Annotated in this window: 18 protein-coding genes and 1 riboswitch; of the genes, 4 read left to right on the forward strand and 14 right to left on the reverse strand. The window is 76.9% G+C overall.

Going from position 1 to position 22,861, the window contains the following annotated elements:
* Positions 1-34: 34 nt before the first annotated feature.
* The 3 genes from ACIO5D_RS18240 to ACIO5D_RS18250 form a co-directional block, all read right to left on the reverse strand.
* Positions 35-769 (reverse strand): SCO2322 family protein, encoded by a 735-nt coding sequence (locus tag ACIO5D_RS18240; protein ID WP_400796277.1) that lies wholly within the window; start codon positions 767-769, stop codon positions 35-37.
* The gene (locus ACIO5D_RS18245; RefSeq protein WP_400796280.1) at positions 766-2,031 is read right to left on the reverse strand and encodes a prenyltransferase/squalene oxidase repeat-containing protein; all 1,266 of its coding nucleotides are present in this window, start codon (positions 2,029-2,031) and stop codon (positions 766-768) included. Before ACIO5D_RS18245 ends, ACIO5D_RS18240 begins: the two co-directional genes overlap by 4 nt.
* 116 nt (positions 2,032-2,147) lie before the next feature.
* Positions 2,148-2,212, reverse strand: a riboswitch (cobalamin riboswitch).
* Between the two features lie 96 nt (positions 2,213-2,308).
* Positions 2,309-2,932, reverse strand: coding sequence for a TetR family transcriptional regulator (locus ACIO5D_RS18250; RefSeq protein ID WP_363610081.1), 624 nt, complete (start codon positions 2,930-2,932; stop codon positions 2,309-2,311).
* A gap of 305 nt (positions 2,933-3,237) precedes the next feature.
* On the opposite strand from ACIO5D_RS18250, the gene ACIO5D_RS18255 reads away from it, so the two are divergent.
* The 3 genes from ACIO5D_RS18255 (at position 3,238) to ACIO5D_RS18265 (ending at position 6,485) form a co-directional block, all read left to right on the forward strand.
* Positions 3,238-4,548 carry a glycosyltransferase family 4 protein gene (locus tag ACIO5D_RS18255; protein WP_400796283.1) on the forward strand — a complete coding sequence of 437 codons (1,311 nt, stop codon included), beginning with the start codon at positions 3,238-3,240 and terminating at the stop codon, positions 4,546-4,548.
* Between the two features lie 99 nt (positions 4,549-4,647).
* The gene (locus tag ACIO5D_RS18260) at positions 4,648-5,412 is read left to right on the forward strand and encodes a class I SAM-dependent methyltransferase (RefSeq protein ID WP_400796286.1); all 765 of its coding nucleotides are present in this window, start codon (positions 4,648-4,650) and stop codon (positions 5,410-5,412) included.
* Entirely contained in the window at positions 5,409-6,485 is a 1,077-nt protein-coding gene (locus tag ACIO5D_RS18265) for a prenyltransferase (protein ID WP_363610075.1), read from the forward strand. The genes ACIO5D_RS18260 and ACIO5D_RS18265 overlap by 4 nt, the downstream gene beginning before the upstream one ends.
* Before the next feature lie 78 nt (positions 6,486-6,563).
* Here ACIO5D_RS18265 and ACIO5D_RS18270 read toward each other — a convergent pair whose 3' ends face one another.
* From ACIO5D_RS18270 to ACIO5D_RS18290, 5 genes are all read right to left on the reverse strand, one after another.
* Positions 6,564-7,472, reverse strand: coding sequence for a hypothetical protein (locus tag ACIO5D_RS18270; RefSeq protein WP_400796289.1), 909 nt, complete (start codon positions 7,470-7,472; stop codon positions 6,564-6,566).
* A 176-nt stretch (positions 7,473-7,648) separates the two neighbouring features.
* A complete protein-coding gene (locus tag ACIO5D_RS18275; RefSeq protein ID WP_400796292.1) occupies positions 7,649-8,674 on the reverse strand; it encodes an N-acetylmuramoyl-L-alanine amidase in 1,026 nt (341 codons plus the stop codon).
* Between the two features lie 7 nt (positions 8,675-8,681).
* Complete coding sequence (locus ACIO5D_RS18280) at positions 8,682-9,800, reverse strand: hypothetical protein (RefSeq protein WP_400796294.1); 1,119 nt, start codon at positions 9,798-9,800, stop codon at positions 8,682-8,684.
* A 195-nt stretch (positions 9,801-9,995) separates the two neighbouring features.
* Positions 9,996-10,649: a class I SAM-dependent methyltransferase gene (locus ACIO5D_RS18285; RefSeq protein ID WP_400796297.1), complete on the reverse strand. Its 654-nt coding sequence runs from the start codon at positions 10,647-10,649 to the stop codon at positions 9,996-9,998.
* A gap of 119 nt (positions 10,650-10,768) precedes the next feature.
* Complete coding sequence (locus tag ACIO5D_RS18290; protein ID WP_400796300.1) at positions 10,769-12,139, reverse strand: M48 family metalloprotease; 1,371 nt, start codon at positions 12,137-12,139, stop codon at positions 10,769-10,771.
* Between the two features lie 139 nt (positions 12,140-12,278).
* On the opposite strand from ACIO5D_RS18290, the gene ACIO5D_RS18295 reads away from it, so the two are divergent.
* Positions 12,279-13,373: an alcohol dehydrogenase catalytic domain-containing protein gene (locus ACIO5D_RS18295; protein WP_363610061.1), complete on the forward strand. Its 1,095-nt coding sequence runs from the start codon at positions 12,279-12,281 to the stop codon at positions 13,371-13,373.
* 85 nt (positions 13,374-13,458) lie between these two features.
* Here ACIO5D_RS18295 and ACIO5D_RS18300 read toward each other — a convergent pair whose 3' ends face one another.
* From ACIO5D_RS18300 to lanL, 6 genes are all read right to left on the reverse strand, one after another.
* Entirely contained in the window at positions 13,459-13,638 is a 180-nt protein-coding gene (locus ACIO5D_RS18300; protein WP_363610059.1) for a hypothetical protein, read from the reverse strand.
* 163 nt (positions 13,639-13,801) lie between these two features.
* A complete protein-coding gene (locus tag ACIO5D_RS18305; RefSeq protein ID WP_400796303.1) occupies positions 13,802-15,640 on the reverse strand; it encodes an ATP-binding cassette domain-containing protein in 1,839 nt (612 codons plus the stop codon).
* Entirely contained in the window at positions 15,640-17,316 is a 1,677-nt protein-coding gene (locus ACIO5D_RS18310) for an ATP-binding cassette domain-containing protein (protein ID WP_400796306.1), read from the reverse strand. The genes ACIO5D_RS18305 and ACIO5D_RS18310 overlap by 1 nt, the downstream gene beginning before the upstream one ends.
* Before the next feature lie 142 nt (positions 17,317-17,458).
* Positions 17,459-17,602, reverse strand: a complete 144-nt coding sequence (locus ACIO5D_RS18315; RefSeq protein ID WP_153882823.1) for a VenA family class IV lanthipeptide — start codon at positions 17,600-17,602, stop codon at positions 17,459-17,461.
* Positions 17,603-17,741: 139 nt separating this feature from the next.
* Positions 17,742-19,757: an alpha/beta hydrolase family protein gene (locus tag ACIO5D_RS18320; protein WP_400759068.1), complete on the reverse strand. Its 2,016-nt coding sequence runs from the start codon at positions 19,755-19,757 to the stop codon at positions 17,742-17,744.
* Complete coding sequence (gene lanL, locus ACIO5D_RS18325; protein ID WP_400796308.1) at positions 19,754-22,723, reverse strand: class IV lanthionine synthetase LanL; 2,970 nt, start codon at positions 22,721-22,723, stop codon at positions 19,754-19,756. Before lanL ends, ACIO5D_RS18320 begins: the two co-directional genes overlap by 4 nt.
* Between the last annotated feature and the right edge of the window lie 138 nt (positions 22,724-22,861).

The following is a 22,861-nucleotide window of genomic DNA, read 5'->3' on the forward strand; positions in this document are numbered from 1 at the left end:
GGCTGCGGAGGGGCGCCGTGTGGGCTCGGGCGGTTCAGCGGCGCCGGCGCGCCTGCCGGACGGCGCCGGCGGCCAGTGCGGCGACGAGCGCGCCGCCCGCGATCAGGCCGAGCTCGGGGCCGCTGCCGCCGGTGCCGCCGCCTCCGGAGCCGCCCCCGGAGCCGCCGCCCCCGGACGGCTGGTGCGCCGCGCCGAGCTGCTCGCCGCAGCCGGCCTTCGGGTAGCCGGCGATGGCGCAGAGCATGCCGTTGGTGTCGTAGCGCAGCGGTGGCACGACGGCGGCCAGCACCTCGGCCGAGCTCGCGCTCGTCGGGACGGCGGCGCAGGCGGTGCGGGGCTCCGGCGGGGTCTCGCCGGAGGCGGCGTCGGCGGCGGTGCCGAAGTCCAGCACCACGGCGACCCGCTTGCGCCCCGCCTGCCCGGGTGTCCCGGCGCAGGCGGTGGCGAAGTCCCCGGGGGTGCCGGGCCGGGCGGCGTCCTGTCCGCCGTCGGGGCTGACGGCGAACCGCCAGCCGTCCACGCTCCCGTCCGGCGGGACGTACACGGCGGGGCCCTGCTGCTGGTACGCCCAGCCGGTGCCGGACCACTTCCAGAACGACCAGTACCGGTACCCCGCGGCCTGGGCGGGCGCGGCGCCGAGCGTGAGCAGCAGCCCGGCGGTGAGCGCGGCGACCAGGGCCACCAGGGCGGCCGGCCGCCGGGTGGTGCCGGTGCCGTCAGTGGTGCCGGTAGTGGTGATGACGGGCGGGTGGTCCGGCCGGGTGGTCACGGCTTCAGGCCGCGCTTGCGCTGGAGGCTGAGGATCAGACCGCCGCCGACGCCGATCAGCAGGCCGACGCCGATCAGCCAGTACTGGCCCATGCCGCCGTCCTTCTTCCCGTCCTTCTTCGCGGCCGAGGCGGACGCCGAGGGCGCGGCGGTGGCGGCCTTGGGCGCCGGGCCGAGGGCGGTCAGCTGCGCGACCAGGTCGGCGCCGAAGGCGGCCGGGTCGCGCTGGGCGGCCTGGGCGACCAGCAGCAGGGTGGCGGTGGCGGAGGCGTCGGTGCCGCCCTTGGACCAGGTGCCGCCCTCCTTGGCCAGCCAGTCCACCGCGCCGGCGGCCTGCTGCGGGTGGCCGCCCTGGATCAGGCCGAGCGCGGCCCAGGCGGTGGCGGTGTAGTCGGGGGTGGGGGCGGCACCGGGGGTGGTCAGGGCCAGGTGCCCGCCGCCCGCCATGAGCTGCGCGGTGAGGTAGGCGCCGGCCGCCTCGGCGGAGTCGGCGCGCGGCACGGTCTTCTCGGTGGAGCCGTCGGCGCAGGTCAGGGCCTTGGGCGCGGCATCCGTCCGGTTGGTGTTGGCGACCGGCAGCCGCCCGCCCGCCGCCGCCGGCGCGGTCTGGGCGGTGGCCAGGGTGTTCGGGGCGAGCGCGCCGGCCGGGTCGGGCTGGTAGGCGAAGGCGCCGCGCTGGTCGGCGGGCGCGGCGCAGCCGAGCTGGAACAGGGCCAGCCCGTCGAAGGCGCTCCGGCCGTCCTTGGCGACCTGCGCCGGGTCCGCCTTGGCGGCGAACAGCGCGTTCATGGCCAGGCCGGTGGAGTTGGCGTCACCGGGGCTTCCGGGGTTGTACGCCCAGCTGCCGTCCGTGTTCTGGGTGGCCTTGAGCCACTGGACGCCCTTGTCGACGGCGTCCTGGTGGCCGCCGAGGGCGACCAGCGCCTGGATCGCGACGGCGGTCGCGTTGCTGTCCTCGGTCCTGGCGTCGCAGGCGGCGGCGGTGTCCGCGCGGAACGACGGCCAGCCCCCGTCCGCGCACTGCTGGCCGGTCAGCCAGGAGACGGCGGAGTCGGCCGGGGTCACCCTGGCGCCCGCCAGCGCGGTCAGGGCCAGCGACTGCCGCCACACCCCGTCGTACGTCGGGTCGCCCTTGCCGTACAGGCCGTCGGGGGCCGCGACGGGGGTCGGCGAGGGACTGTCGGCGAGGGCCGGCGCGGCGGCGGCGCCGGTCAGCAGCGCGGCGGACAGGGCGGCGGCGCCCAGGCGGGCGGCGGTGAGCATGGTGGGGGGAGCGCCTTTCGGTGAGCGGTGTGGTGGCCCGGGTGGGCCGTTCCGTAGTCCTCGACGGTGCCGGGCGGTGGTGTGCCCGGGTCGGCCGCTCGCCTCTCCCCGGGCGCTCCGACTCGCCCGGCCGTCCTGCGCGGGCTCACGGCTGCGGGGTCAGTGCCGGAGTCGCACCGGCTTTCCCCGGAGGAGAGGCGGATGGAGTTGTGCTTCCCGACGACTGTAGCCGCCGGGCCGGGGCGGCCGGAAAGCCGGCGGCTGGAACACGTTCCAGTCAGGGCAGGGAGAGCAGCCGGGCCGCGGTGTGCAGATCGGCGCGGACCTCGGCGATCGAGGAGCGGCCGGAGAGCCAGGAGACCAGGGCCGAGTGCCAGGTGTGCTCGATCACCCGGACGGCGGCGCGCTGGCTCTCGGTGGGCGGCCCGGACTGGCCGATCGCGTCCAGGATCAGCTGGCCGGTGGCCATGCTCACCCGGTCCACCTCGGTGCTCACCGACCGGTCGGCGAAGGACAGCGCCCGCACCATCGCCTCGGCCAGCAGCGGCTCGCGCTGGAGCGCGTGGAACGCCCGGGTCAGCGTCTCGGCGACCCGCGGCGCGGGCTCCCGCTCGCTCGGCGGATGCCGCCTGACCTGCTCCTGGAGGCCCTGCAACTGCTCCAGCATGACCGCGACCAGCAGGTGCACCTTGGACGGGAAGTACCGGTACAGGGTGCCGAGCGCCACCTGGGCGCCCTCCGCCACCTCCCGCATCTGCACCGCCTCGTACCCGCCCCGGGCGGCCAGCGCGGTCGCGGCCCGCAGGATCCGCCGTCGGCGTTCGGTCTGGCGGGCGGTCAGCGGGGGGTCGGCGGACGGGGTGGCGGCCGCGGGTGTCGCGGGGGTCACGGGCGAGGGCAAGGGGTGCTCCCGGGGCGCGGTAGTGGCGGTCTGCTCCAACGGATCCAGCAGGTCCAACGGGTCCAGCGGGGGTGAACGGGTTCAGCCGGTCCGACGGGTTCCGGGCGGGTCCCGGCGCCGTTCGCCGGCCGGGGTTCCGGCGTGGCGTGAATCACCGGCCCTGGCTTCTGACGGGAAGCTACGGGCCGGTATCTTCGAGGTCTCTCATTGTTCATATGGTCGACGGCAGGCTCCGCGCCACACTGAAACCTGATCTACTTTAGCGACCGGCAGCACAGACAGCAGCAGAGATATGGGGGCCGAGGATGACCGCGCAGCCGCTGCGGATTGCCCTGCTGTCCTACCGCGGCGACCCGTTCTGCGGCGGTCAGGGCGTGTACGTACGGCACCTCTCCCGGGAGCTGGCCAGACTCGGCCACCACGTGGACGTGATCGGGGCCCAGCCGTACCCCGTGCTGGACGAGGTCGAGGGGCCGGGCTCGGTCCGGCTGGTCGAGCTGCCCAGCCTGGACCTGTACCGCGCCGACGACCCCTTCCGCACCCCGGCGCTCGCCGAGTACCGCGGGCCGGTGGACGTGCTGGAGTTCGCCACCATGCGCACCGGCGGCTTCCCCGAGCCGCTGACCTTCTCGCTGCGCGCCCGCCGGTACCTCGCCCTGCACAAGGGCCGCTACGACGTGGTGCACGACAACCAGACCCTCGGCTACGGCCTGCTGGGCCTGGCCCGGCACGGCTTCCCGCTGGTCACCACGGTCCACCACCCGATCACCGTGGACCGGCGGCTGGAGCTGGACGCGGCCCCCGACCGGCTCAAGCGGCTCTCGCTGCGCCGCTGGTACGCCTTCACCCGGATGCAGCGCCGGGTCGCCGCCCGGCTGGACCACATCATCACCGTCTCCGAGACCTCCGGGCGCGAGATCGCCGATCACCTCGGCGCCGCGCCGGGCGCGATCTCGGTGGTGCCGATCGGCGCCGACACCCGGCTCTGGTCCCCGTCCGAGCGGGTCGCCCGGGTGCCCGGCCGGATCGTCACCACCTCCAGTGCGGACGTCCCGCTCAAGGGCCTGGTCCACCTGGTCGAGGCGCTGGCCAAGGTCCGCACCGAGCGGGACGCGCACCTGGTGGTGGTCGGCAAGCCGCAGAAGGAGGACGGGCCGGTCGCCGAGACGGTGCGCCGGTTCGGCCTGGAGGGGCACATCGAGTTCCGCAGCGGCCTGACCGACCAGGAGCTGGTCGACCTCTACCGCTCGGCCGAGGTGGCCTGTGTGCCGTCGCTGTACGAGGGCTTCTCGCTGCCCGCCGCCGAGGCGATGGCCACCGGCACCCCGCTGGTCGCCACCACCGGCGGGGCGATCCCCGAGGTGGCCGGGCCGGACGGCGAGACCTGCCTCGCGGTGCCGCCGGGCGACGCGTACGCGCTGGCGGCGGCGCTGGGGCGGCTGCTGGACGACCCGGGCCTGCGCTCGGCGCTCGGTGCGGCCGGACGCGAGCGGGTGCTCGCCCGGTTCACCTGGGAGCGGGCCGCCGAACTGACCGCCGAGGGCTACCGGGCGGCGATCGCCACCGGAGCCGGGCGGCGCGCCCGGTCGGGACCGGGCTGGCGGTACGTCCCCTGAGCGGCCCGCCGGGCGGCCCGCGCCGCACCGCCGGCGGCCCGTCGGATTCACCTGACGAAGCGTCAAGAACGTGTGGTACCAAAGGAATGGGAGCCCGCAGTGCTGACCGTCGATTTCTCGCGCTTCCCGCTCGCCCCCGGCGACCGGGTGCTCGACCTGGGCTGCGGCGGGGGCCGGCACGCGTTCGAGTGCTACCGGCGCGGCGCCCGGGTGACCGCCCTCGACCAGAACGCCGAGGAGATCGCCGAGGTCAGGAAGTGGTTCGCCGCCATGGAGCAGGCCGGTGAGGCGCCCGAGGGCGCGTCGGCGGTCGCCGTCGAGGGCAACGCGCTGGCCCTGCCGTTCGAGGACGAGTACTTCGACAAGATCATCATCTCCGAGGTGATGGAGCACATCCCCGACGACAAGGGCGTGCTCAACGAGATGTTCCGGGTCCTCAAGCCCGGTGGCCTGCTCGCCGTCACCGTGCCGCGCTGGCTGCCCGAGAAGATCTGCTGGGCGCTCTCCGACGAGTACCACGAGGTCGAGGGCGGCCACATCCGGATCTACCGGGGCGACGAACTGCTCGACCGGCTGAAGGACGCCGGCCTGGAGCCGTACGGCACCCACCACGCGCACGCGCTGCACTCGCCGTACTGGTGGATCAAGTGCGCCGTCGGCGTGGACAACGACAAGGCGCTGCCGGTCAAGGCCTACCACCAGCTGCTGGTCTGGGACATCGTCGGCACCCCGGTGATCAGCGCCCTCACCAAGGCGGCCGAGAAGGCCCTCAACCCCGTCATCGGCAAGAGCTTCGTCGCCTACGCGGCCAAGCCGAACCGGGCCGAGCCGAATCACGCCGAGCCGAACCGGGCCGACGCGTGACCGCGGCCGTCCCCGAGGTGCTGCTGCTCGACGGGGTGCTCGACGCCGAGCAGGCCGCCGGGACCGTCCGCTCCATCCTCGCCGAGCAGCGCCCCGACGGCGCCATACCGTGGTTCACCGGTCACCACCTCGACCCGTGGGACCACACCGAGGCCGCGATGGCCCTGGACACGGCCGGCGAGCACGCCGCCGCCGAGGCCGCCTACCGCTGGCTGGCCGCCAACCAGAACCCCGACGGCTCCTGGTACGCCGCGTACGGCTACGGCCCCGGCGGCACCGACGGGCTGGTCTCCAACCCGTCCAAGGAGACCAACTTCTGCGCCTACATCGCCGTCGGCGTCTGGCACCACCACCTCAGCACCGGCGACGACACCTTCCTGGAGTGGATCTGGCCGGTCGTCAGACGCGCCCTGGACTTCATCGTCTCGCTGCGGCTGCCCGGCGGCCCGATCCCCTGGCGGCTCGACGAGCACGGCGCGGCGACCGACGAGGCGCTGCTCACCGGCTCGTCCAGCATCCTGCACGCGCTCCGCTGCGGCCTCGCCCTCGCCGACTACCTGGAGGAGCCGCAGCCCGACTGGGAGCTCGCGGCCGGGCGGCTGCGGCACGCCGTCGCCCACCACCCCGAGCGGTTCCTGGACAAGGACCGCTACTCGATGGACTGGTACTACCCGGTGCTCGGCACCGCGCTGCGCGGCCCGGCCGCAGTGGCGCGGATCGAACGGGACTGGGACCGCTTCGTCGTCCCCGGCCTCGGGGTGCGCTGCGTCAGCGACCGGCCGTGGGTGACCGGCGGCGAGAGCGCCGAGCTGGCCATGGCGCTCTGGGCGGTCGGCGAGTCCGACCGGGCGGTGGACATCCTGCGCTGGATCCAGCGGCTGCGGCACAGCGACGGCTCCTACTGGACCGGCTACGTCTTCGAGGACGACGCCGTCTGGCCCGAGGAGCGCACCACCTGGACCGCCGGGGCGCTGCTGCTGGCGGTCGCCGCGCTCGGCGGCGACCCGGCGACGGTGGCGGTCTTCGGCGGCGAGCAGCTCCCCGCCGGGCTGGTGGTCCAGGACTGCTGCTGAGCCCGCGCGCACACGCCGAAGGGGCGGGACCGGAGTGATCCGGTCCCGCCCCTTCGGCGTCGTGCGGGTACGGCGGGGTCAGCCGCGCTGGATGCCCGAGGTGTCGGCCAGCACGCCCTGGGCGCCGTCCTGGAGCTGCGCGACCAGCGCGGCGCCGCGCTGCTCGACCGCCAGGTACCAGGTGCCGGGAACCAGCTCGCCGACCGGGGCGCCGACCGGGTTGTCCTTCGGGGCCAGCGGACGCGGCGCCGGGACGGCGAACCAGAACGGCGCGAAGTCGGACGCCGGGGCCGGGGCCGGCACCGGGGCGGCCTGGGCCTGGGCGGTCTGGGCGGGCGCCGGAGCCTGCTGGGCCGCCTGCTGCGCGGCGGCGTCCTGCGGGTAGCCGTAGCCGGCGGGCTGGCCGCCGAACGCCGGGGCCGGCGCCTGGTGCGCGTCCTGGCCGGGCGCGGGGTAGCCGTACTGGCCGGGCTGGCCGGGCTGGCCGGCCTGCGGGGCCGGGTAGCCGCCCGGGTAGCCCTGCACCGGGGCCGGGCGGTCGGTGACCAGCGGGACCTTCAGCGCGGGCACCAGCGGACCGGCCGCGGCGGCGCCGGCGAGGACCACCAGCGAGATGACGGCGAGCCAGGCGCCGATGCCGTGGTTCACGCCGTCCGGGCCACCGCCCAGGCCCCAGATTCCGGCCCAGAGCGCGGAGACGGCGAAGGCGATGCCCCACTGGTCCAGCCGCAGGCCGAGCACCTGGCGGCTGGTCGCGGCGGCACCCTGGAAACGCTGCACCAGGATCAGCACCGCGGCGAGGATGCCGAGCAGGAAGACGGAGGGCAGGACGGGGAACAGGATGGTGTCCCACGCGTTCTTGGACGTGTCCCCGCAGTACCGACCCTTGCAGTCCACGGTCCAGTACGGCAGGAAGGATGAGATGGCGAGCAGGACGGCCGCACCTGCGACGGCGGCGTCTCCCCTGCTGAGAGCGCGCAGATTCACTAACGTTCCCCTCGTGGTGTTGTCGTGGACGGCCCGGTTGGGCGGCCGTCCGACCGGCCGGAAAACTGCCGAACGGACCAAGAGCCTAGGGCCAACCGCCCCGCGGGCGCACAGCGGGCTCGGGAATGGGGCGAAGTCGTTGCAAACCACGCGGTCCGGACCGGCGCGCGGGCCTGCTAACGCGCGGTCAGAAACGTGGTCAGCGCGTCCGCGATGCCCTGGGCGGCCTGCTGGCGCCACTGAGGGTCCGTCATCCGTTCGGCGTCCGTCGGGTTGCGCATGTTACCGCACTCGATGAACACCTTCGGCACGGCCGAGAGGTTCAGTCCGCCGAGGTCGGAGCGGGTGTCCAGGCCCTCGCTCGCGATGTAGTCGGCGTACGGCTCACCGGTCGCCGTGCGGAAGGAGTCGCGCAGCAGCAGGCCGAGCCGGTGCGAGGGGGCGACGATCGCGGAGTTGTCCGCCTTACCGGCGACCACCCGGGCGGGCATGATCACGTGGAAGCCGCTGCCGCCGGCCGGGCCGCCGTCCCCGTGCACGGAGACCGCCACGTCGGCGTGCGCCTGGGCGCCGGCCCGGGCGCGCTCGTCGACGCACGGCCCCCACGGGCGGTCGCCCTCGTGGGCCAGGACCACGGTGGCGCCCCGGGCGGTCAGGATCGCGCGGGCCCGGCGGGTCACGTCCAGGGTGTACTCGGCCTCGGTGTAGCCGGCGTCGGTGGAGGTGCCGGTGGTGTCGCACTCCTTGCGGGCGTTGCCGACGTCGACCTGGCGGTTGATCTCGGTGGGATGGGTGAAGTTGCCGGGGTTGTGGCCCGGGTCGAGCAGGACGGTGCGGCCGGTCAGCGAGGTGGGGGCCGTTGACGCTGCCTGTGTCGTCGGTGCTGTTGGTGCCGCCGGGGTCTCGGCGGCGGCCGGGGTGTCCGAGGGGCTCGGGGGGCCGGACGGGGCCGGGGTGTCCGAGGGGACCGGGGTCGCCTCGGTGGCGGACGGGTCCGGCGGTGCGGCCTCCGGAGAGGTGACCGCCGGTGCGGCGGCGCCCGCCGGGGTGTCGTGGTGGACGGCCCGCCAGCCCAGCCAGCCGGCCAGACAGAGCGGCACCACCGCCCCGGCCACGGTGGTGGCGCGCAGCAGGGCGGAGCGGCGGGGCGGCTCCCCGTTCGGGCCGGTGCGATCGGGGGTGGTGCGGGTGGTGCGGGTCACTGGCGGGTCAGATCCTGTCCTGGGTCCGCGGGGTCAGACCGAAGGTGTCGGCGATCGCCTTCCACTTCGTCACGAAGTCCTTCTTCGCCTGGGTGGCCTGCGGGTTGAGCTCGTCGGCGTGCTTCTTGTCGGCGGTGGCCGGGGCCGTTCCGGAACAGCCCTGGGCCGCGACCGTGCGCGCCCAGCTCGCGTACGCCCGGTCGATGTCGGCGGAGAGCTGCCAGGCGGACTTCAGCGACTGCGTCGCGTCCGCGCCGCCGGGCAGGTCGGTGACGGTCAGGGCGCCGAGCTTGCGGAGCAGTTCGTCGCGCTGCTTGGCGCCGGTGTCGAAGACCTGCGCCGCGCTCTCGATGTCGGCCTTGGACGGGCAGCTGCTCACCTTGGCGACCGCGCTGCCGATCGGCGCCTTCGCGCTCTCGCCCTGGGCCAGCAGGTCGTCCAGCGCCTTGGCCTGGGCCTGTGCGCCGGGGCCGGCTGCACCGGCGGTGGGGCTCGCGCCCGGGCTCGCCGAGGCGGAGTCGGTGGGGCCCGGCGGCGTGGTGGCCGCCCCGCCCGGTGCGGGCGCCGGCGGGTTCCCGGCGGGCGTGGTGTCGGTGGCGGCGGGCGGGGCGGCCTGGTCCTTCGTGGAGCCGTCGTCCCGCACTGCCCAGAAGAGGCCGCCGCCGAGTGCCAGGACGACCAGCAGCGCGAAGCCGATCAGCAGCGGCGCCCGCTTGTTGCGGCCGCTGTCCTCGTCGTCGAGGTCCTCGTAGCCGGCCGGGTAGTCCGGCTGCGGCTGCCCGGGGTACGGGCCGTAGCCGTACGGGGGCTGCGGCGGGCCGGCGGGCGGGGCCGGGGGCTGCGGGTAGCCGTAGCCGCCGGAGGCCTGGGGGGCCGCGTGGCCGGGGAAGCCCGTGGCGGGCGGGGTGGCCCCGAGGTGGAGGGGGGCGGTCGGGGCGTCGTAGCCGCCGCCTACCGGGCCCGGGTACGGGCCGGCCGGCTGTGGCGGTGCGGCGGGCGGCGCGGCGGGCGGGGGTGTGGCTGCCGGGGGTGCGGGCTGCTGCTGAGGGCCGCGCACCCAGCCGCCGGCGCCGCCGCGCGCGGTGGGATCCCAGACCGCCGGCGCGGTGTTGTGCCGATCCGTCATTGCGCTAGCCCCCACCGTCTGCCCGATGCTCTGTCTGGTGCCGCTGCCGCTGCCGCTGCCGCGGGCGCCCCGTACGCCGCGCGGACACCGTACCGTTCGAGCCCCCGCCCGACAGCCCCGGCACGACGTTAGAGCATCCGCCGCCGCCCGTGGGACGGTCCGTCGATCCTGGGACCCCGGCGGATGCCCGCGGCCTCAGCCCGCGGCGCGCCGCAGCACCCGCAGCGAGCCCGTCACCGAGACCTCCTCGAACCCCTCGGCGAGCGCCCGCAGATACACCCGGTACGGCGCCTGGCCGCCGTCCGCCGGGTCGGGGAAGACGTCGTGCACCACCAGCAGGCCCCCGGGCGCCAGGTGCGGCGCCCAGCCCTCGTAGTCGCCGGTGGCGTGCTCGTCGGTGTGGCCGCCGTCGATGAAGACCAGGCCGAGCCGGCCGCCCCAGAGCGCCGCGATCTGCGGGGAGCGGCCGACCAGGGCGACCACGTGCTCCTCCAGCCCGGCCGCGTGCAGGGTGCGGCGGAACCGGGGGAGCGTGTCCATCCGGCCCACCTCCCGGTCCACCAGCGTCGGGTCGTGGTACTCCCAGCCGGGCTGCTGCTCCTCGGAGCCGCGGTGGTGGTCGACGGTCAGCGCCACCGTGCCGGTCTCCTGGGCGGCGGCGGCCAGCAGGATCGCCGAGCGGCCGCAGTACGTGCCGATCTCCAGCACCGGCAGACCGGTCCGGCGGGCCGCCGTCACCGCCGCCGCGTACAGCGCCAGGCCCTCGTCCACCGGCATGAACCCGGTCGCCGCCTCGAACGCCGACAGCACCTCGGGCGTCGGGCGGGTGCTCTCCAGGACGTCGGACATGGTGCGCTCCTTGCCGGGGGTCGGTGGGCGGTACCGCCCACCGTCGGACCCTACTGGACGGTACGCCGGGGTGTCCCGCCCACCTGCCCGCCGCCCGTCCGTGGCGGGCCCGTCCGCCGTCAGCCCGCCAGCAGGACGCGGGCGACGCGTTCGCGGTGAGGGGCCAGCTCGGCGGTGATGGCGGTGAACTCGGCGGGGGTCGCGGTGATGGCAGCCGGTACCGGCGTGGACCGTTCGAGCAGCGCCAGCCGGAGATGGGTCGGCGGGTGGGTGGCGTCCACGGCGCACCGGTCCAGGGCGGAGCGGCGCCGCAGCCGCTCGCGCTCCAGCGGGGGGACGGCGGCGAGGTGGTCGCGCAGCCGCTCCCAGAGCGCGTCGGAGGCCGGGGCCAGGTCGCGCGTTGCCTCGGCGTGCGCTGCCCCGGCCCGGGCGGCCATGCCGCGGCGGCCCGCCCGGGGGCGGTTCTGGTGGTCGGCCCGCAGCCGGGTGACCAGGGTGCCGACGGCCCCGCCGAGCAGCAGGGTCTCCAGCATCCCGCGGGCCGCCTCGGTGGACGCGGTCCGCGCGGCGAGGGTGTCCGCGTGGTACTCGGCCTGCTGCCCGGCCCGGGCGGTGAGCCGGTCGAGCAGCAGCAGGGCCCGCCAGAACAGCCAGGCGAGGCCGTGCAGCACCGCGCCGCTGATCAGCTCGGCGAACTGGAACAGCAGCCGCAGGCCGCCCGGCTGCCCGGGGTGCTCGCGCGGCCGGGCGAGGTCGTGCCAGTGCGCCAGTGCGCCGATCGCGGAGGAGAGCCAGAGGCCGCGCCGGTGGTCGGCGTTGACCCGGTGGGCGAACTCGTGGCCGAGCAGGGCGATCCGCTGCTGCTCGTCGAGCGCCTCCCAGAGCGGCAGACCGAGGGTGAGAACGGTCCGCCGGCGCAGCCCCACCACCCCGATGCTCGCGTTGAACGACCCGTCGATCCGGATCACGCCGACCGGCCCCGTCCCGAGCTGCGCGGCGATCCGGTCCGCCAGGCCGTACAGGGCGGGCGCCCGGCGGCGGTCCAGCAGATGCTCGTCGCGCGGCACCCGGCCGAGCCTCGGGCGCAGCAGGACGACGACCGCGAGGGCGGCCGCGCCCAGGCACCTGAGCGGGGTGTTCCCGGTGACGAGCAGCCAGAGCGCCCAGCCGAACAGGGCGGCGGTGGCCAGGTGGACGACGGCGGCGACGGCGGCCGCGGCGAGCCAGTCGCGCCGGCCGGTGGCGGTGCCGCGCCCGGCGGCGAGCTCCCGGTAGAGCTGCTCGGCCCGGTCGGCGGCGGCCTGTTCGCGCCGGACGGCCCGGGTGCGTGCGGCCCCGCTCTTCTCCGTGGGCTCGGCCTCGGGCTCCGGTGCGAGGTTCCACTCGCACCGGGGGCACCAGACGGTGAAGCGCGGGTCGGCGTCCAGCCGCGCGGCGCAGCGCGGGCAGGTCCGGACGGAGTCGGCGGTGGTCGTGACAGGTGTGGACACGGCGGATGATCATGCCAGTGGGGGCCGACACCACGCACCCGGGTTCCGCTGGGTGGGTGGAACGCGTTCCAGTCCGGACGGGCGAGGCGTGCCAGAATCGGCCCGACCACCGATCCGCGGGGACCTCGGGAGCAGCTCCATGCGCGCAGCCATCCTGCACAAGACCGGCCAGGACACGCTCGACGTCCGCGACGACGTGCTGGCGGTCGGCTTCGGCCCCGGCAAGGTACGGGTCCGCCTGCGGGCGGCCGGCCTCTGCCACTCCGACCTCTCGGCGATGAGCGGCGTGCTGCCGCAGCCCGCGCCGTTCGTCCCCGGCCACGAGGGCGCCGGGGACGTGCTGGAGGTCGGCGAGGGCGTGAGCGGCGTCGCCGTCGGGGACCGGGTGGTGCTCTGCTGGATGGCGCCCTGCGGCCGCTGCGCCCACTGCGGGCGCGGGCGCGGCCACCTGTGCGTGGCCAGCCTGCGGCGGCTCGGCGCGCCCGCCTTCCGCTTCGGTGACGGCGGCCCGGACGGCCCGGTGGAGGCCTCGGGCTTCTACGGCACCGGCGCGTTCGCCGAGGAGGTGGTGGTCGACCAGGACGCGGTCATCGTGGTGCCGGCCGACCTGCCGTACGAGTCGGCCGCCCTGATCGGCTGCGGGGTGACCACGGGCGTCGGCGCGGCGGTCAACACCGCCCGGGTCGAGCCGGGTGCCTCGGTCGCGGTGCTCGGCGCGGGCGGGGTGGGCGTCGCGGCCGTGCAGGGCGCCCGGGTCTGCGGCGCGGGCCGGATCACCGTCGTCGACCCGGTCGTCTCGCGGCGGGAGCGGGCGCTCGCCTTCGGTGCCACCGACGCCCTCGCCCCCGAGGAGCTGAAGGCCGCCGCCAAGGCCCTGCCGGGCGGCGGGTACGACTACGTCTTCGAGGCGGTCGGCCGCGCGGCCACCGTCCGGGCCGGGTACGAGGCGGCCCGGCGCGGCGGCGCGGTGGTGGTGATCGGCGCCGGGGCGCAGGACGACCTGGCGCAGTTCGGCATGGGCGAGCTGTTCTTCAACGAGAAGCGGCTGCTGCCCTCGCTGTACGGCGGCGCGTCCGTGCCGAGCACCATCGCACTGGTGACCGGGCTGTGGCGGGCCGGGCGGATCGACCTGGCCGGGATGGTCACCCACCGGGTCGGGCTGGCGGACGTCAACGAGGCCGTCGCGCAGATGCGGAGCGGCGAGGCGCTGCGGACGGTGGTGACGTTCGACTGACGGCGGCTGCGCAGGCCGAACGGGACAGGGCCCGCCGTGGTCGGCGGGCCCTGTCCCGTTCGGCCTGCGCCGCGTGCGGCTTCGGTCAGCCCCGGTCGGTACCGGCGCCGAGCCGGTGGCGGCCGTGCGGGTCGGCCTCGGGACGGTCGTCGGCGGCGGAACGGCCGCGGTGACGACCGTGCGACGCGCTGTCCTCGGCCGTGGTCTCGTCGGCGTCGGTCCCGAGGGTCGTGGGTCCGGTGGTGTCGGTGAGGGTGTCGGACATCAGAATCGTCTTTTCCGTGCGAGGGTGCAGGTGCTTCGGCGCCTGGCCGGCGCCGCGGGCGCGATCGGGCGCCTGGTCGGGCGCCGGAAGCGCGCCACAGCCGGTGATCACGGCCCGCGTCCCGGCCACCATAACGGCCGGAACGGGCGAGATCCTATCGAGATCATGACGGGTGCCCGGTGACCGGCGCGGCACCGCGCGGGCCTGCCGACCCCCACCAGTGGCCGACCAGTTCGCGGTAGAGCGGGGACAGCACCTGGAGGTCGCCGTGGCGCGCGAGGACGCCGCGCCCGCCGTCCAGCAGCAGGACGCGGTCCGCGCGCAGGGCCGAACCGAGCCGGTGCGCCACCACGACGAGCGTTCCCGGCCGGGCGGCGAAGGCCCGTTCGACCCGGTCCTCGGCGGCGGCGTCCAGATGGCAGGTGGCCTCGTCGAGAACCACGACGGGCGCGGGGGAGAGATAGGTCCGTACCAGTGCCAGCAGTTGGCGCTCCCCGGCGGAGAGCGCGGCGGGGTCGGCGATTACGGCGTCCAGGCCGCCCAGCCGGGCGACGAGGGCTCCGGCGCCCAGCAGCTCGACCGCGTGGGTGAGCCGGGCCTCGGTGGGGGCGGCGAGCCAGGCCAGGTTGGCGCGGACCGGGCCAGGGAAGATGTACGCCTCCTGCGGCAGGAGCGCCACCAGGCGGGCGCGTTCGGGGCCGGGGAGGGTGTGCGGGCGGACGCCGGCCACGGTCAGCCCGCCGCCGAGCGGTGCGAGCAGGCCGGCCAGCAGCGCGGCGAGGGTGGACTTTCCCGTTCCGCTCGGGCCGACCACGGCCAGGTGCTCGCCCGGGGCCGTCGTCACGTCGAGGTTCGCGAACACCGGCTCGGCGCCCGGGCCGTGGGCGTAGCACAGGGAGGTGAGCCGGACGGTGGCGGTGGCCGCCGCCGCAGGTGCGCAGGGCGGCTCGGCCGGGCCGGGCCGGGGCGCTTCGGGCCCGGCCGGTTCGGGCCCGGCCGGTTCGTGTTCGGCCGGGTCGGGGGAGGTGGCGGCCAGGCGGTCCAGTACGACCGCGAGGCCCAGCAGCCAGCCGCCGACCGTACCGGCCAGCGTCCGCACCGCAGGGTCGAGTTGTTGCAGCAGATAGGTGGTGACGCCGAGCAGCTCACCGGCCGTCAGCCCGCCGTCGTCGAGCAGCCAGGGCGCGGCCGCGACCACCGCGAGAACGGGCAGCCGCCCGCCCAGCGCGACCACCAGGGAGCGGAGCGCGGCGGCCCGGCCGAGTGCGCGGGAGGCGGCCGCGCTCGCCTCGGCGGTCGCCGTCAGCGCCTCGGCGACCCGCCGGTCCGCGCCCGTCGCCTGGATGTCGCGCAGCCCGTGCAGGGCGGGCACGGCGTCGGCGGCCAGGCGTTCCTCGGCGAGCACCACGGCCCGGCGGCGGGCCACGAGCGGGCGCAGCAGGCGGGCGAAGAGCGCGCCCGAGACGAGCAGCGGCAGCAGGACCAGCGGCAGCACGGCCGGCGCGAGCAGCGCCAGACCGGCCAGGGCGGCCACCAGGGTGACCCCGACGCCGCGCAGGGTGCGCAGCAGGGTGGCGGTCAACTGGCGGGCGGATTCGACCTGTTCGGTGAGCCGGGCGACCTCGGCCGGGTCGGCGTGCGAGCGGGCGAGCGCACCCCGGACCACCCGCTCGACCAGGGCGTCCCGCAGCGGCTCGACCACGGCCGCCAGATGCGGGAACCCGGCCCGCGCCGCATAGGCGCGGACGGCGGTCGCCGCCCCGAAACCGGCCAGCCAGGCCACTCCGACACCGGGCCGCCCGGCGAGGAAGCCCTGGTCCACGGCGGCCGACACCATCAGCCCGGACAGCAGCGGCGGCACCGCCTCCGCTCCGGACCAGGCCAGCAGCCGGAGCAGCGGCCCCCGGGTGGTGGCGAGCCGGTGGGCCAGCAGGGCCCACCCGGGGGAGCGGGCGACGAGGAACCGGCGGGCCCCGGCGCGCGGGGAGCTGTGGCGGCCCATCAGGCGGTGGCCGCGTCGAGGGCGGCGCCGGAGAGGGCCGCGCCGGAGAGGACGGCGCGGTAGTCGGGGTCGGCCAGCAGTTCGGAGTGCGGGGCGAGGGCGCGCAGCCGGCCGCCGTCGAGCCAGGCGACCAGGTCGGCGCGGGCGGCCACCGTGCCGCGGTGGGCGACCGCCAGTCGGGTGCGTCCATGGGTGGCGCGGTCGAGGGCCTCGGTCACCTGGTACTCGGTGGCGAGGTCGAGCCCCGAGGTGGCGTCGTCCAGCACCACCACCCGGGTGGGGTGCGCCAACAGCCTTGTCAGTCCGAGGCGTTGAAGCTCTCCGCCGGATATTCGCAGTTCGTTCAGCGGGGTGTCCCAGCCCTTGGGCAGCCGCCGCAGGAAGCCGTCCGCGCGGGCCGCCGCGGCCTGTTCGGGGCCGGCGCCGTCCAGCGCCTCGCGCACCGTCCGGCCGACCAGTACGGGCCGTTCGAAGGCGTGGCCGACGGCGCGGCGCAGCTCGGACGCGGCCAGTTCGTCCACCGGGACGCCGTCGATCAGCACCCGGCCCTCGTCCGGGTCGCGCAGCCTGTCGGGCAGGGCCGCCAGCAGCGACTTGCCGCTGCCGGAGCTGCCGACCAGGGCGACCGTGCGGCCGCCCGGCACGGTGAGATCGACCGGTCCGAGCAGGACCCGGCCGCCCTCGCGGACCACCACGCCCCGGAAGACGAGCTCGCCGGTGCCGCCGTCCGGCAGGGCGCGCGCCCCGGTGGCCGCCGGGGCGAGGGCGAACAGTTCGTCGACCCGGGCCTGCCCGGCCCGCGCGTGGGCCACCCCGACGAGTGCCTCGATCTGCTCGAACAGTCCGGCCCCGAGCGCCGCCCAGCCCGCCGCCGCGGCCAGCGACCCGGGCGCCAGCGCGCCCGCCGCCACCTGCGCGCCGGCGGTGGCCAGCACCGCGACCTCGACCACGGCGATCAGCAGCGTCGCCTGCCACGCCGTCCGGCGCTGGGCGGACCAGAGCGCGTGCCCGGCCGCCGAGAGCGCGGGCAGCGGCGCCAGGACACGGGCCGCCTCGCGCCGCTCGGCGCCGGCCGCGTGGATGCTGCGCAGCCCGGTCAGCGCACCGGTGAGCCGGGCGGCGAGGTCCGCCTGGACCTCCTGGTAACGGACGAACACCTGCCCGGCCTCCCGCAGGAACAGCCTGATCAGCACCACTCCGGGCACCACCCCGGCGAAGAAGGCCAGTGCCAGCCAGGGCGACAGCACCCCGAGCCCGACGATCGCGCCGGCCGAGGTGAACAGCGCGGTGGCGGCGCCGAGGGCGGCGGGCAGCCGGCCGCCCGCGTCGGCGGCGGAGCCCACCAGGCGCGCGGCCAGGTCGCCGGGGGGCGGCCCGCCGCGGAGCAGCCGGCCGCCGGGGCCGAGGGCGAGCAGCCGGCGGACCAGCCGTGCCCGCAGGGCGGCGGTGGTCTCGGCCGCGCAGGCCGGACCGGCCGCGGCGGCGACCGCGTTGGCGGCGGCGGCCGTCCCCAGGGCGAGGACGAGCAGAACGAGGGCGCCGGGCCCGGGTTCACGGTCGAGCGCGGCGTCGACGGCCCCGGCGAGGGTGGCGGGCAGGGCCAGTGTGGTGGCGGCCTCGACGGGCAGGGCGACCGCCAGCGCGAGGGTCCAGCCGGTGGTGGGGCGGCGGGGCATGAAGGGCTCCCGTCGGGTGAGTGGTCGAAGGAGAGAGGGCGAAGAAGAACGAGGAGGAGGGCGAACGGGTCGCCGGGAAGCAGGACGGCGCCGTCCCCGCCTGTCCGGACAGGCGGGAACGGCGCCCGCGGGTGCCGCGTGACTAGCTGATCGTGAAGATCAGGCAGGTCAGGATGAGACAGGTGTACTGGCAGCCGCCGCCGTGGCCGGTCAGCTCGACGGACTCGGTCTCCGGCAGCTCCTGGAGCGCCGCGAGGTCGGTCTCGAAGTCCACCATGTTCTCCATGATCGGGTTCCTCCCCTGGTACTTCCGCCCGCCGCGATCTGCTCTGCGGGCGTCGGGTGTTGCTCCCCGGGCGGCTCGGTCCGCCGCGCCGGGGTCCGTCCCCGGGCCGCAAGGCCCGGGAGTCTGTGGGGCCGGGTGGTCACCCCGGCCGGCCGGTCCGCAGGAAGGCGGCCAGCAGTTCGTGGAGCACGGCCGCGCCCTCCTCGGCCAGCACCTCGTGCCCGGCGCCGGCCGCCTCCACGTACCGGAAGTCGGCGCCCTCGGTGCGTCCGATCCGCAGCAGCTCGTGCCGCAGTGAACGGGACTGGCTCACCGGGACGACCTCGTCCCGGTCCCCGTGCACCACCAGCAGCGGTGCGCTCAGCCGGTGCGCGAGCTGGAGCACGTCCCGTGGTCCGCGGGCGTCCTCGATCGGCTCGCCGCCGCCCAGCCGGGTCGTCAACGCCCTGACGGGGGGCGCCGCTTCGGCCAGCAGCCGGCCGCCGGACAGGAACGGTGCGACCACCGCGCAGCGCGCGACCTGATCGGCGGGCGCGTGCGCGGCCGCCAGCAGGGCCAGGAACGCGCCGTAGCTGACGCCGAACAGGGCCGGCGGTTCCAGGCCCAGCGCGGCGCGCTGACCGGCGATGCCCTCCAGCAGGTACAGGATGTCGTCGAGGTCGGGACCGCCCCAGGCGCCCCGGATGGCCATCGCGTGCGCCACCCCGTAACCGGTGGAGCCGCGCTGGTTGGGCGCCACCACGGCCAGGCCCTCGGCCGCCATCCGCTGCAGTGCCGGATCGAACTCCAGCCGCCAGGCGTCCGCCGGGCCGCCGTGCAGTGCGAGCACCAGGTGCGGGCTGCTCAGCCAGCCGTCGCCGCCGTACACCACGGCCTCCATCGGCCCGGCCGGTCCGGCGAGTTCGAGGCTCTGCGCGGGCTGCCAGCGGCCGCCGTCGCACGGCGGGGTGCTGCCGTCCAGCCGCCAGCCGGGCAGCGGCGTCCGGGAGACGCGCGGTGCGCCGGGCTGCCAGGGCAGGATGGTGTCCCGCCACGGACCGGGCAGCCCCGAGCCGAGCGGCGCCAGTTGCAGGGGCAGCGGCACCGGTCCGGACACGGCGGTGGGCGGGCCGTGCCGCAGCAGCGCGTCCACGTCCAGGGTGGCCAGCGCGGCCGGGTGGTCGGGCGACGAGTACGGCAGCCGCAGTCCCGCCGCCGACCAGTGCCCGACCGCGCCGAGCCGGCCGGGCGGCACCGGCAGCGGGTCCAGCCTCCCGGCGGCGGGCTGCCACAGGGCGAGCGCCGAGCCGGCGCCGTGGTCGATCTGGACGGCCACCCGGGCCCCGTCCGGCGCGGGCCGCAGGGCGACCGGCCGCAGGAACATGCCCGCCATGTGCAGCCGGTCCGGGAACCGCAGCGGTGCGTCCCCGCCCAGCACGCCCCAGCCGAGCCGGTCGGTGCCGGGCGCGTCGCTGCGCACCATCGCGAAGCGGCTGTCCGGGTCGAACAGCACCAGCCGGTCGTTGCTGCGCTCGCCGATCTCCAGCAGCGGGCTGACCGTGCCGTTGCGCAGATCCAGTACCACGGTGCGGACGGTTCCGGCGCTGACCCGGTCGAGCGCCAGCAGGGCCCCGGTGTGGTCGAGCCAGACGCCGCCGCCGTGCAACCCGGGGATCTCGGCGAGCTGTTGGGGCTCGCTGCCGTCGGCGCGCACCAGCCACACGGTGGTGGCAGGCCGGGTGTCGGTGCCCAGGACGAGCGCGACCGGCGCGCGGGCGGCGTTCGGCGGACGGGGGTCGCCCGGGGCCGCCGGGATCGGCAGCAGCCGCAGTCCGGGCATCCGGATGGAGGCCAACTGCCTTTCCATGGTGGCTGGTTCACGGCCGTCCACGGAGGCCCGGAGCTGCACCAGGTCGTGCCGTTCGCCGTCGTGCCGGCAGACCAGCACCGAGCCGTCCGGCAGCGCGATCAGCTGCGAGCGCAGGCTCTCGGACCGGTTCCCGGGCAGCGGCAGCGGGGTCGGCAGGGCGGGCCCGACCGGCGGCAGGTGCCAGCTCTCCGCGTACCAGCCGCCATCGGCGGCGGAGGCCAGACAGGCCGCGTGGCTGCCGCCGGCCGCGAAGGTGAAGCTGAGGCGACGCAGGGCCTGCGTCGCGGAACGGGTGGCCACGTTCATGCCGCACTCGTCTCGTTCGGGCCCGGCCGGGTGCGGCCGGTCGTCCGGGGGTGGCGGGCCGCGGCGGGCGGCACCGGGTCCACCCAGAGCCGGGGGCCGCCGTGCCGCAGCCGCAGCAGGAAGGCGAGCGCGCCCGCCGTGCCCGTGCCGTACGCGGTGGCGCAGCCGGTACCGGTCTCGTCCGGCAGCACCAGCAGTCCGTCCCGCAGGGCCGACCTGGCGGCGATCAGCTGCGCCAACTCCTCGGCCCCGGAGCGGAATTCCGGCTCACCGGTGGCCTCGGCCAGGTCGAGCAGGTACTCGCCGCCGCCGGCCAGCCCGTGGCAGGCGCTGACACCGCTGTGCCAGCGCCCGGCCAGCACCGCCCGCCCGGCGGCGAGGGCGAGTTCGTACGCGGTGGCGTCGCCGGTGGCCTGCCAGAGCCGGATCAGGAAGCTGCCGGCGCCGGAGGAGCCGCTGCACCAGTGCGCCAGCCGGACGTGCTCCGGGTCGCCCGCGCTCTGCGGCCACCAGACGGTCCACGGTGCGCCGTCGCCGTTGTCGCCGTCGCCCCGGCGGGCGGTGGCCGCGAGGGTGCGCCCGGCCTCGGCGGCGCCGGCGAGCAGCGCCGCGTCGCCGGTGGCCTCGGCGGCGGCGAGCAGGAAGGCGCCGATCCCGGCGACCCCGTGGGCGAATCCGAGGTGGGTGATCCCGGCCAGCGCCGAGTCGAAGTCGCGCGGCACCGGCCAGACCGTGCCGTACGGCTCGCGCCGGGCGGCGGCGAGCAGCGCGTGCCCGCAGCGGGCGGCCCGGTCCAGGAACTCCCGGCCGTCGTCGTTCGCACCGGCGTCGTCGTTCCCGTCGGCGCCCTCGGGCAAGGGTGCCGCGGAGAGGCGGAGCTGGAGGAGGCCGGAGCCGGCCGCGCCGTGGCAGACGTCCGGGTTGGGCCAGGTCACCGGGATCCGGCGGGCCAGGGCGGTGGCGCGCTCGGCGAGCGGGCGGTCGGCCAGGGCCCCGGCGGCGTCGAGCAGTGCCCAGGCGACGCCGGAGCGGCCGAAGTGCAGCCCGGGCAGGACGACCGGCTCGGCGGCGCACCGGCGCTCGATCCACTCGGCGGCGGTCCGCGCCGTCCGCCGGGCCTCCGCGCGTATCCCGTCCGGCAGCCCGTCGGCGAGCGCCGCCCGGGCGAGCAGGGCGAGCACCCCGGCGGCGCCGTGCTGCACATTGCACGGGTCCGACCGCTGCCCGGCCGGCACGACGGGCCAGAGCCGGTCCGGCCGCTCGGGTGTGGCGCTCACGGCGAGATGCCGCAGCCCGTCGTGCAGCACCCGGTCGACGACGGCCGCGTCGCGCTCCCGGGCGGTCGTCTCGGTCCGCGCGGGTCCGTCCATGGGTCCGCTGGTGGGCTCGGGCCCGGCCGCGAGCGCCGCCCGTGCCTCGTCGAGGCTCCAGCGCCGCTCCGGCTCCCGCGCCCGGAGCCCGAGGACGACCGGGGCGAGCCGCCGGGCGGTGCCGCCGGCCCGGGCGGCGAGGGCGAGCCAGCGGCCCAGGCGGTCGGCGACCGGGCGGGCGTGCGGCAGGTCCTCGGGGAGCAGTGGATCGTGACCGGTGGCGAGCAGGAAGAACAGCCCGCCGAGCGCGTACAGATCGGCGGCCGGCTCGGCCCTGCGGCTGCCGTCGGTCACCAGGGCGAGCCGCCCAGGCCCCTGTTCGGGTGCGCGGTAGCCGGGGGTGCCGGCCGAACCGGCCCGGGTGCCGGCCTCGGCGGCCAGCTCCAGGTCCACCAGCCGCAGCGAGCCGTCGGGCCGGACCAGCACGTTGCCGGGGGAGAGGTCGCGCAGCACCAGCCCCTGGGCGTGCACCCGCTCGACCAGGTCGAGCAGGGCGTGGGCGAGCGGTCCGGCCTCGGCCCAGTCCACGTCCGGGCTGCCGTCGCGCCGCAGCCGTGCGGCGACCCAGGCGCCCAGCGGCTGCCCGGCGATTCGTTCCTGCACCAGGAACAGCGAGTCGTCCTGCTCGATCAGTTCGACCGGGCGCGGCGCCAGCCCCTGTCCGTCCAGCCGGGCCAGCATCGCGGCCTCGTGGCGCAGTGCCGTCCTGGCGTCGGTGCCGGAGCGGTCGACCTCGATGTGCGCGCGGGCCTGCTTGACCACGACCTCCGCGCCGCCGCCCGCGTCCCGTCCGAGGAAGACGCCGCCCTTGGCGCCGTGCCGGACGGCGGCGGTGAGCGCGTACCGCCCGGCGAGCAGCACCCCGCCGGCCCGCTTGGCGGCGGCCGGCTTCGGCGTACCGGTGGCCGGCCCGCGCTCACCGCCGCCGTCCGGAGGGCCGCCCGCCAGCGGGTCGCGCGCCCACGGCGGGCAGCGGTACGAGGCGCCGCGCACGTCCTCGACCCGCTCCCCGGCGGGTCCGTGCAGGATCGACCGGTACGCGCCGTCGTTGCCCAGCTCGGCGCGGGCCGCGAAGGCGCCGTACCGGTAGTGGACCCGGCTGCCGGGCCGGTACGGCCGGTCGGAGAGCACCACCGGGCCGGGCCGGCCGGCCGTCGCCCGGTGCAGTGCGGCGGCGAGCCGCCGGAACTGCTCGTCGTCCCGGGGGTAGACGGTGATGAACTTGCCCGCAGATCCCCGGTCGCTGTTACGTGAGTTGAGCTCGTGCAGCCGCTCCGGACCGGCGGCGAACTTGAAGGTGCACGGGTCGCCGGCCAGCACTCCGGCGACGGCCGCCAGCACCGCGCCGCCGACCTCGGACGCCGCGCTGACGTGCAGCTTCCAGCCCTGTCCTGCGGGCTCTTCCGGGACGCCTCCCGCGGTCGGCCTGGCCGTGCACCAGAAGCCCTCGACGGTGACGTCCCAGTCGCCGCCTCCCCGGCCCCCGGCGCCGGCCAGCGCCGTCCGCGCGACCTCCGGCCACGGGCCGGCCGCATCCGGCCCGTGGCCCGCCGATCCCCTGCCCCCGGCCGTACGCAGCGATGTGCCCGCCCCCATCCGCATTCACACCCCTTCGTCTCGGCCGCCGCCCGCCGGTGCCCACTGCTCCGGCACCCGGGCGCACGGCCACGGCCTGATCGGTTTCTCGGAAGTACGGGAGCGCCGCCCCGGCCGCGTCCGCCCCGGGCCCGGTCA

Origin of the sequence: Kitasatospora sp. NPDC087315, from assembly GCF_044744345.1 — a bacterium.
In the GTDB taxonomy this organism is placed as follows: Bacteria; Actinomycetota; Actinomycetes; order Streptomycetales; family Streptomycetaceae; genus Kitasatospora.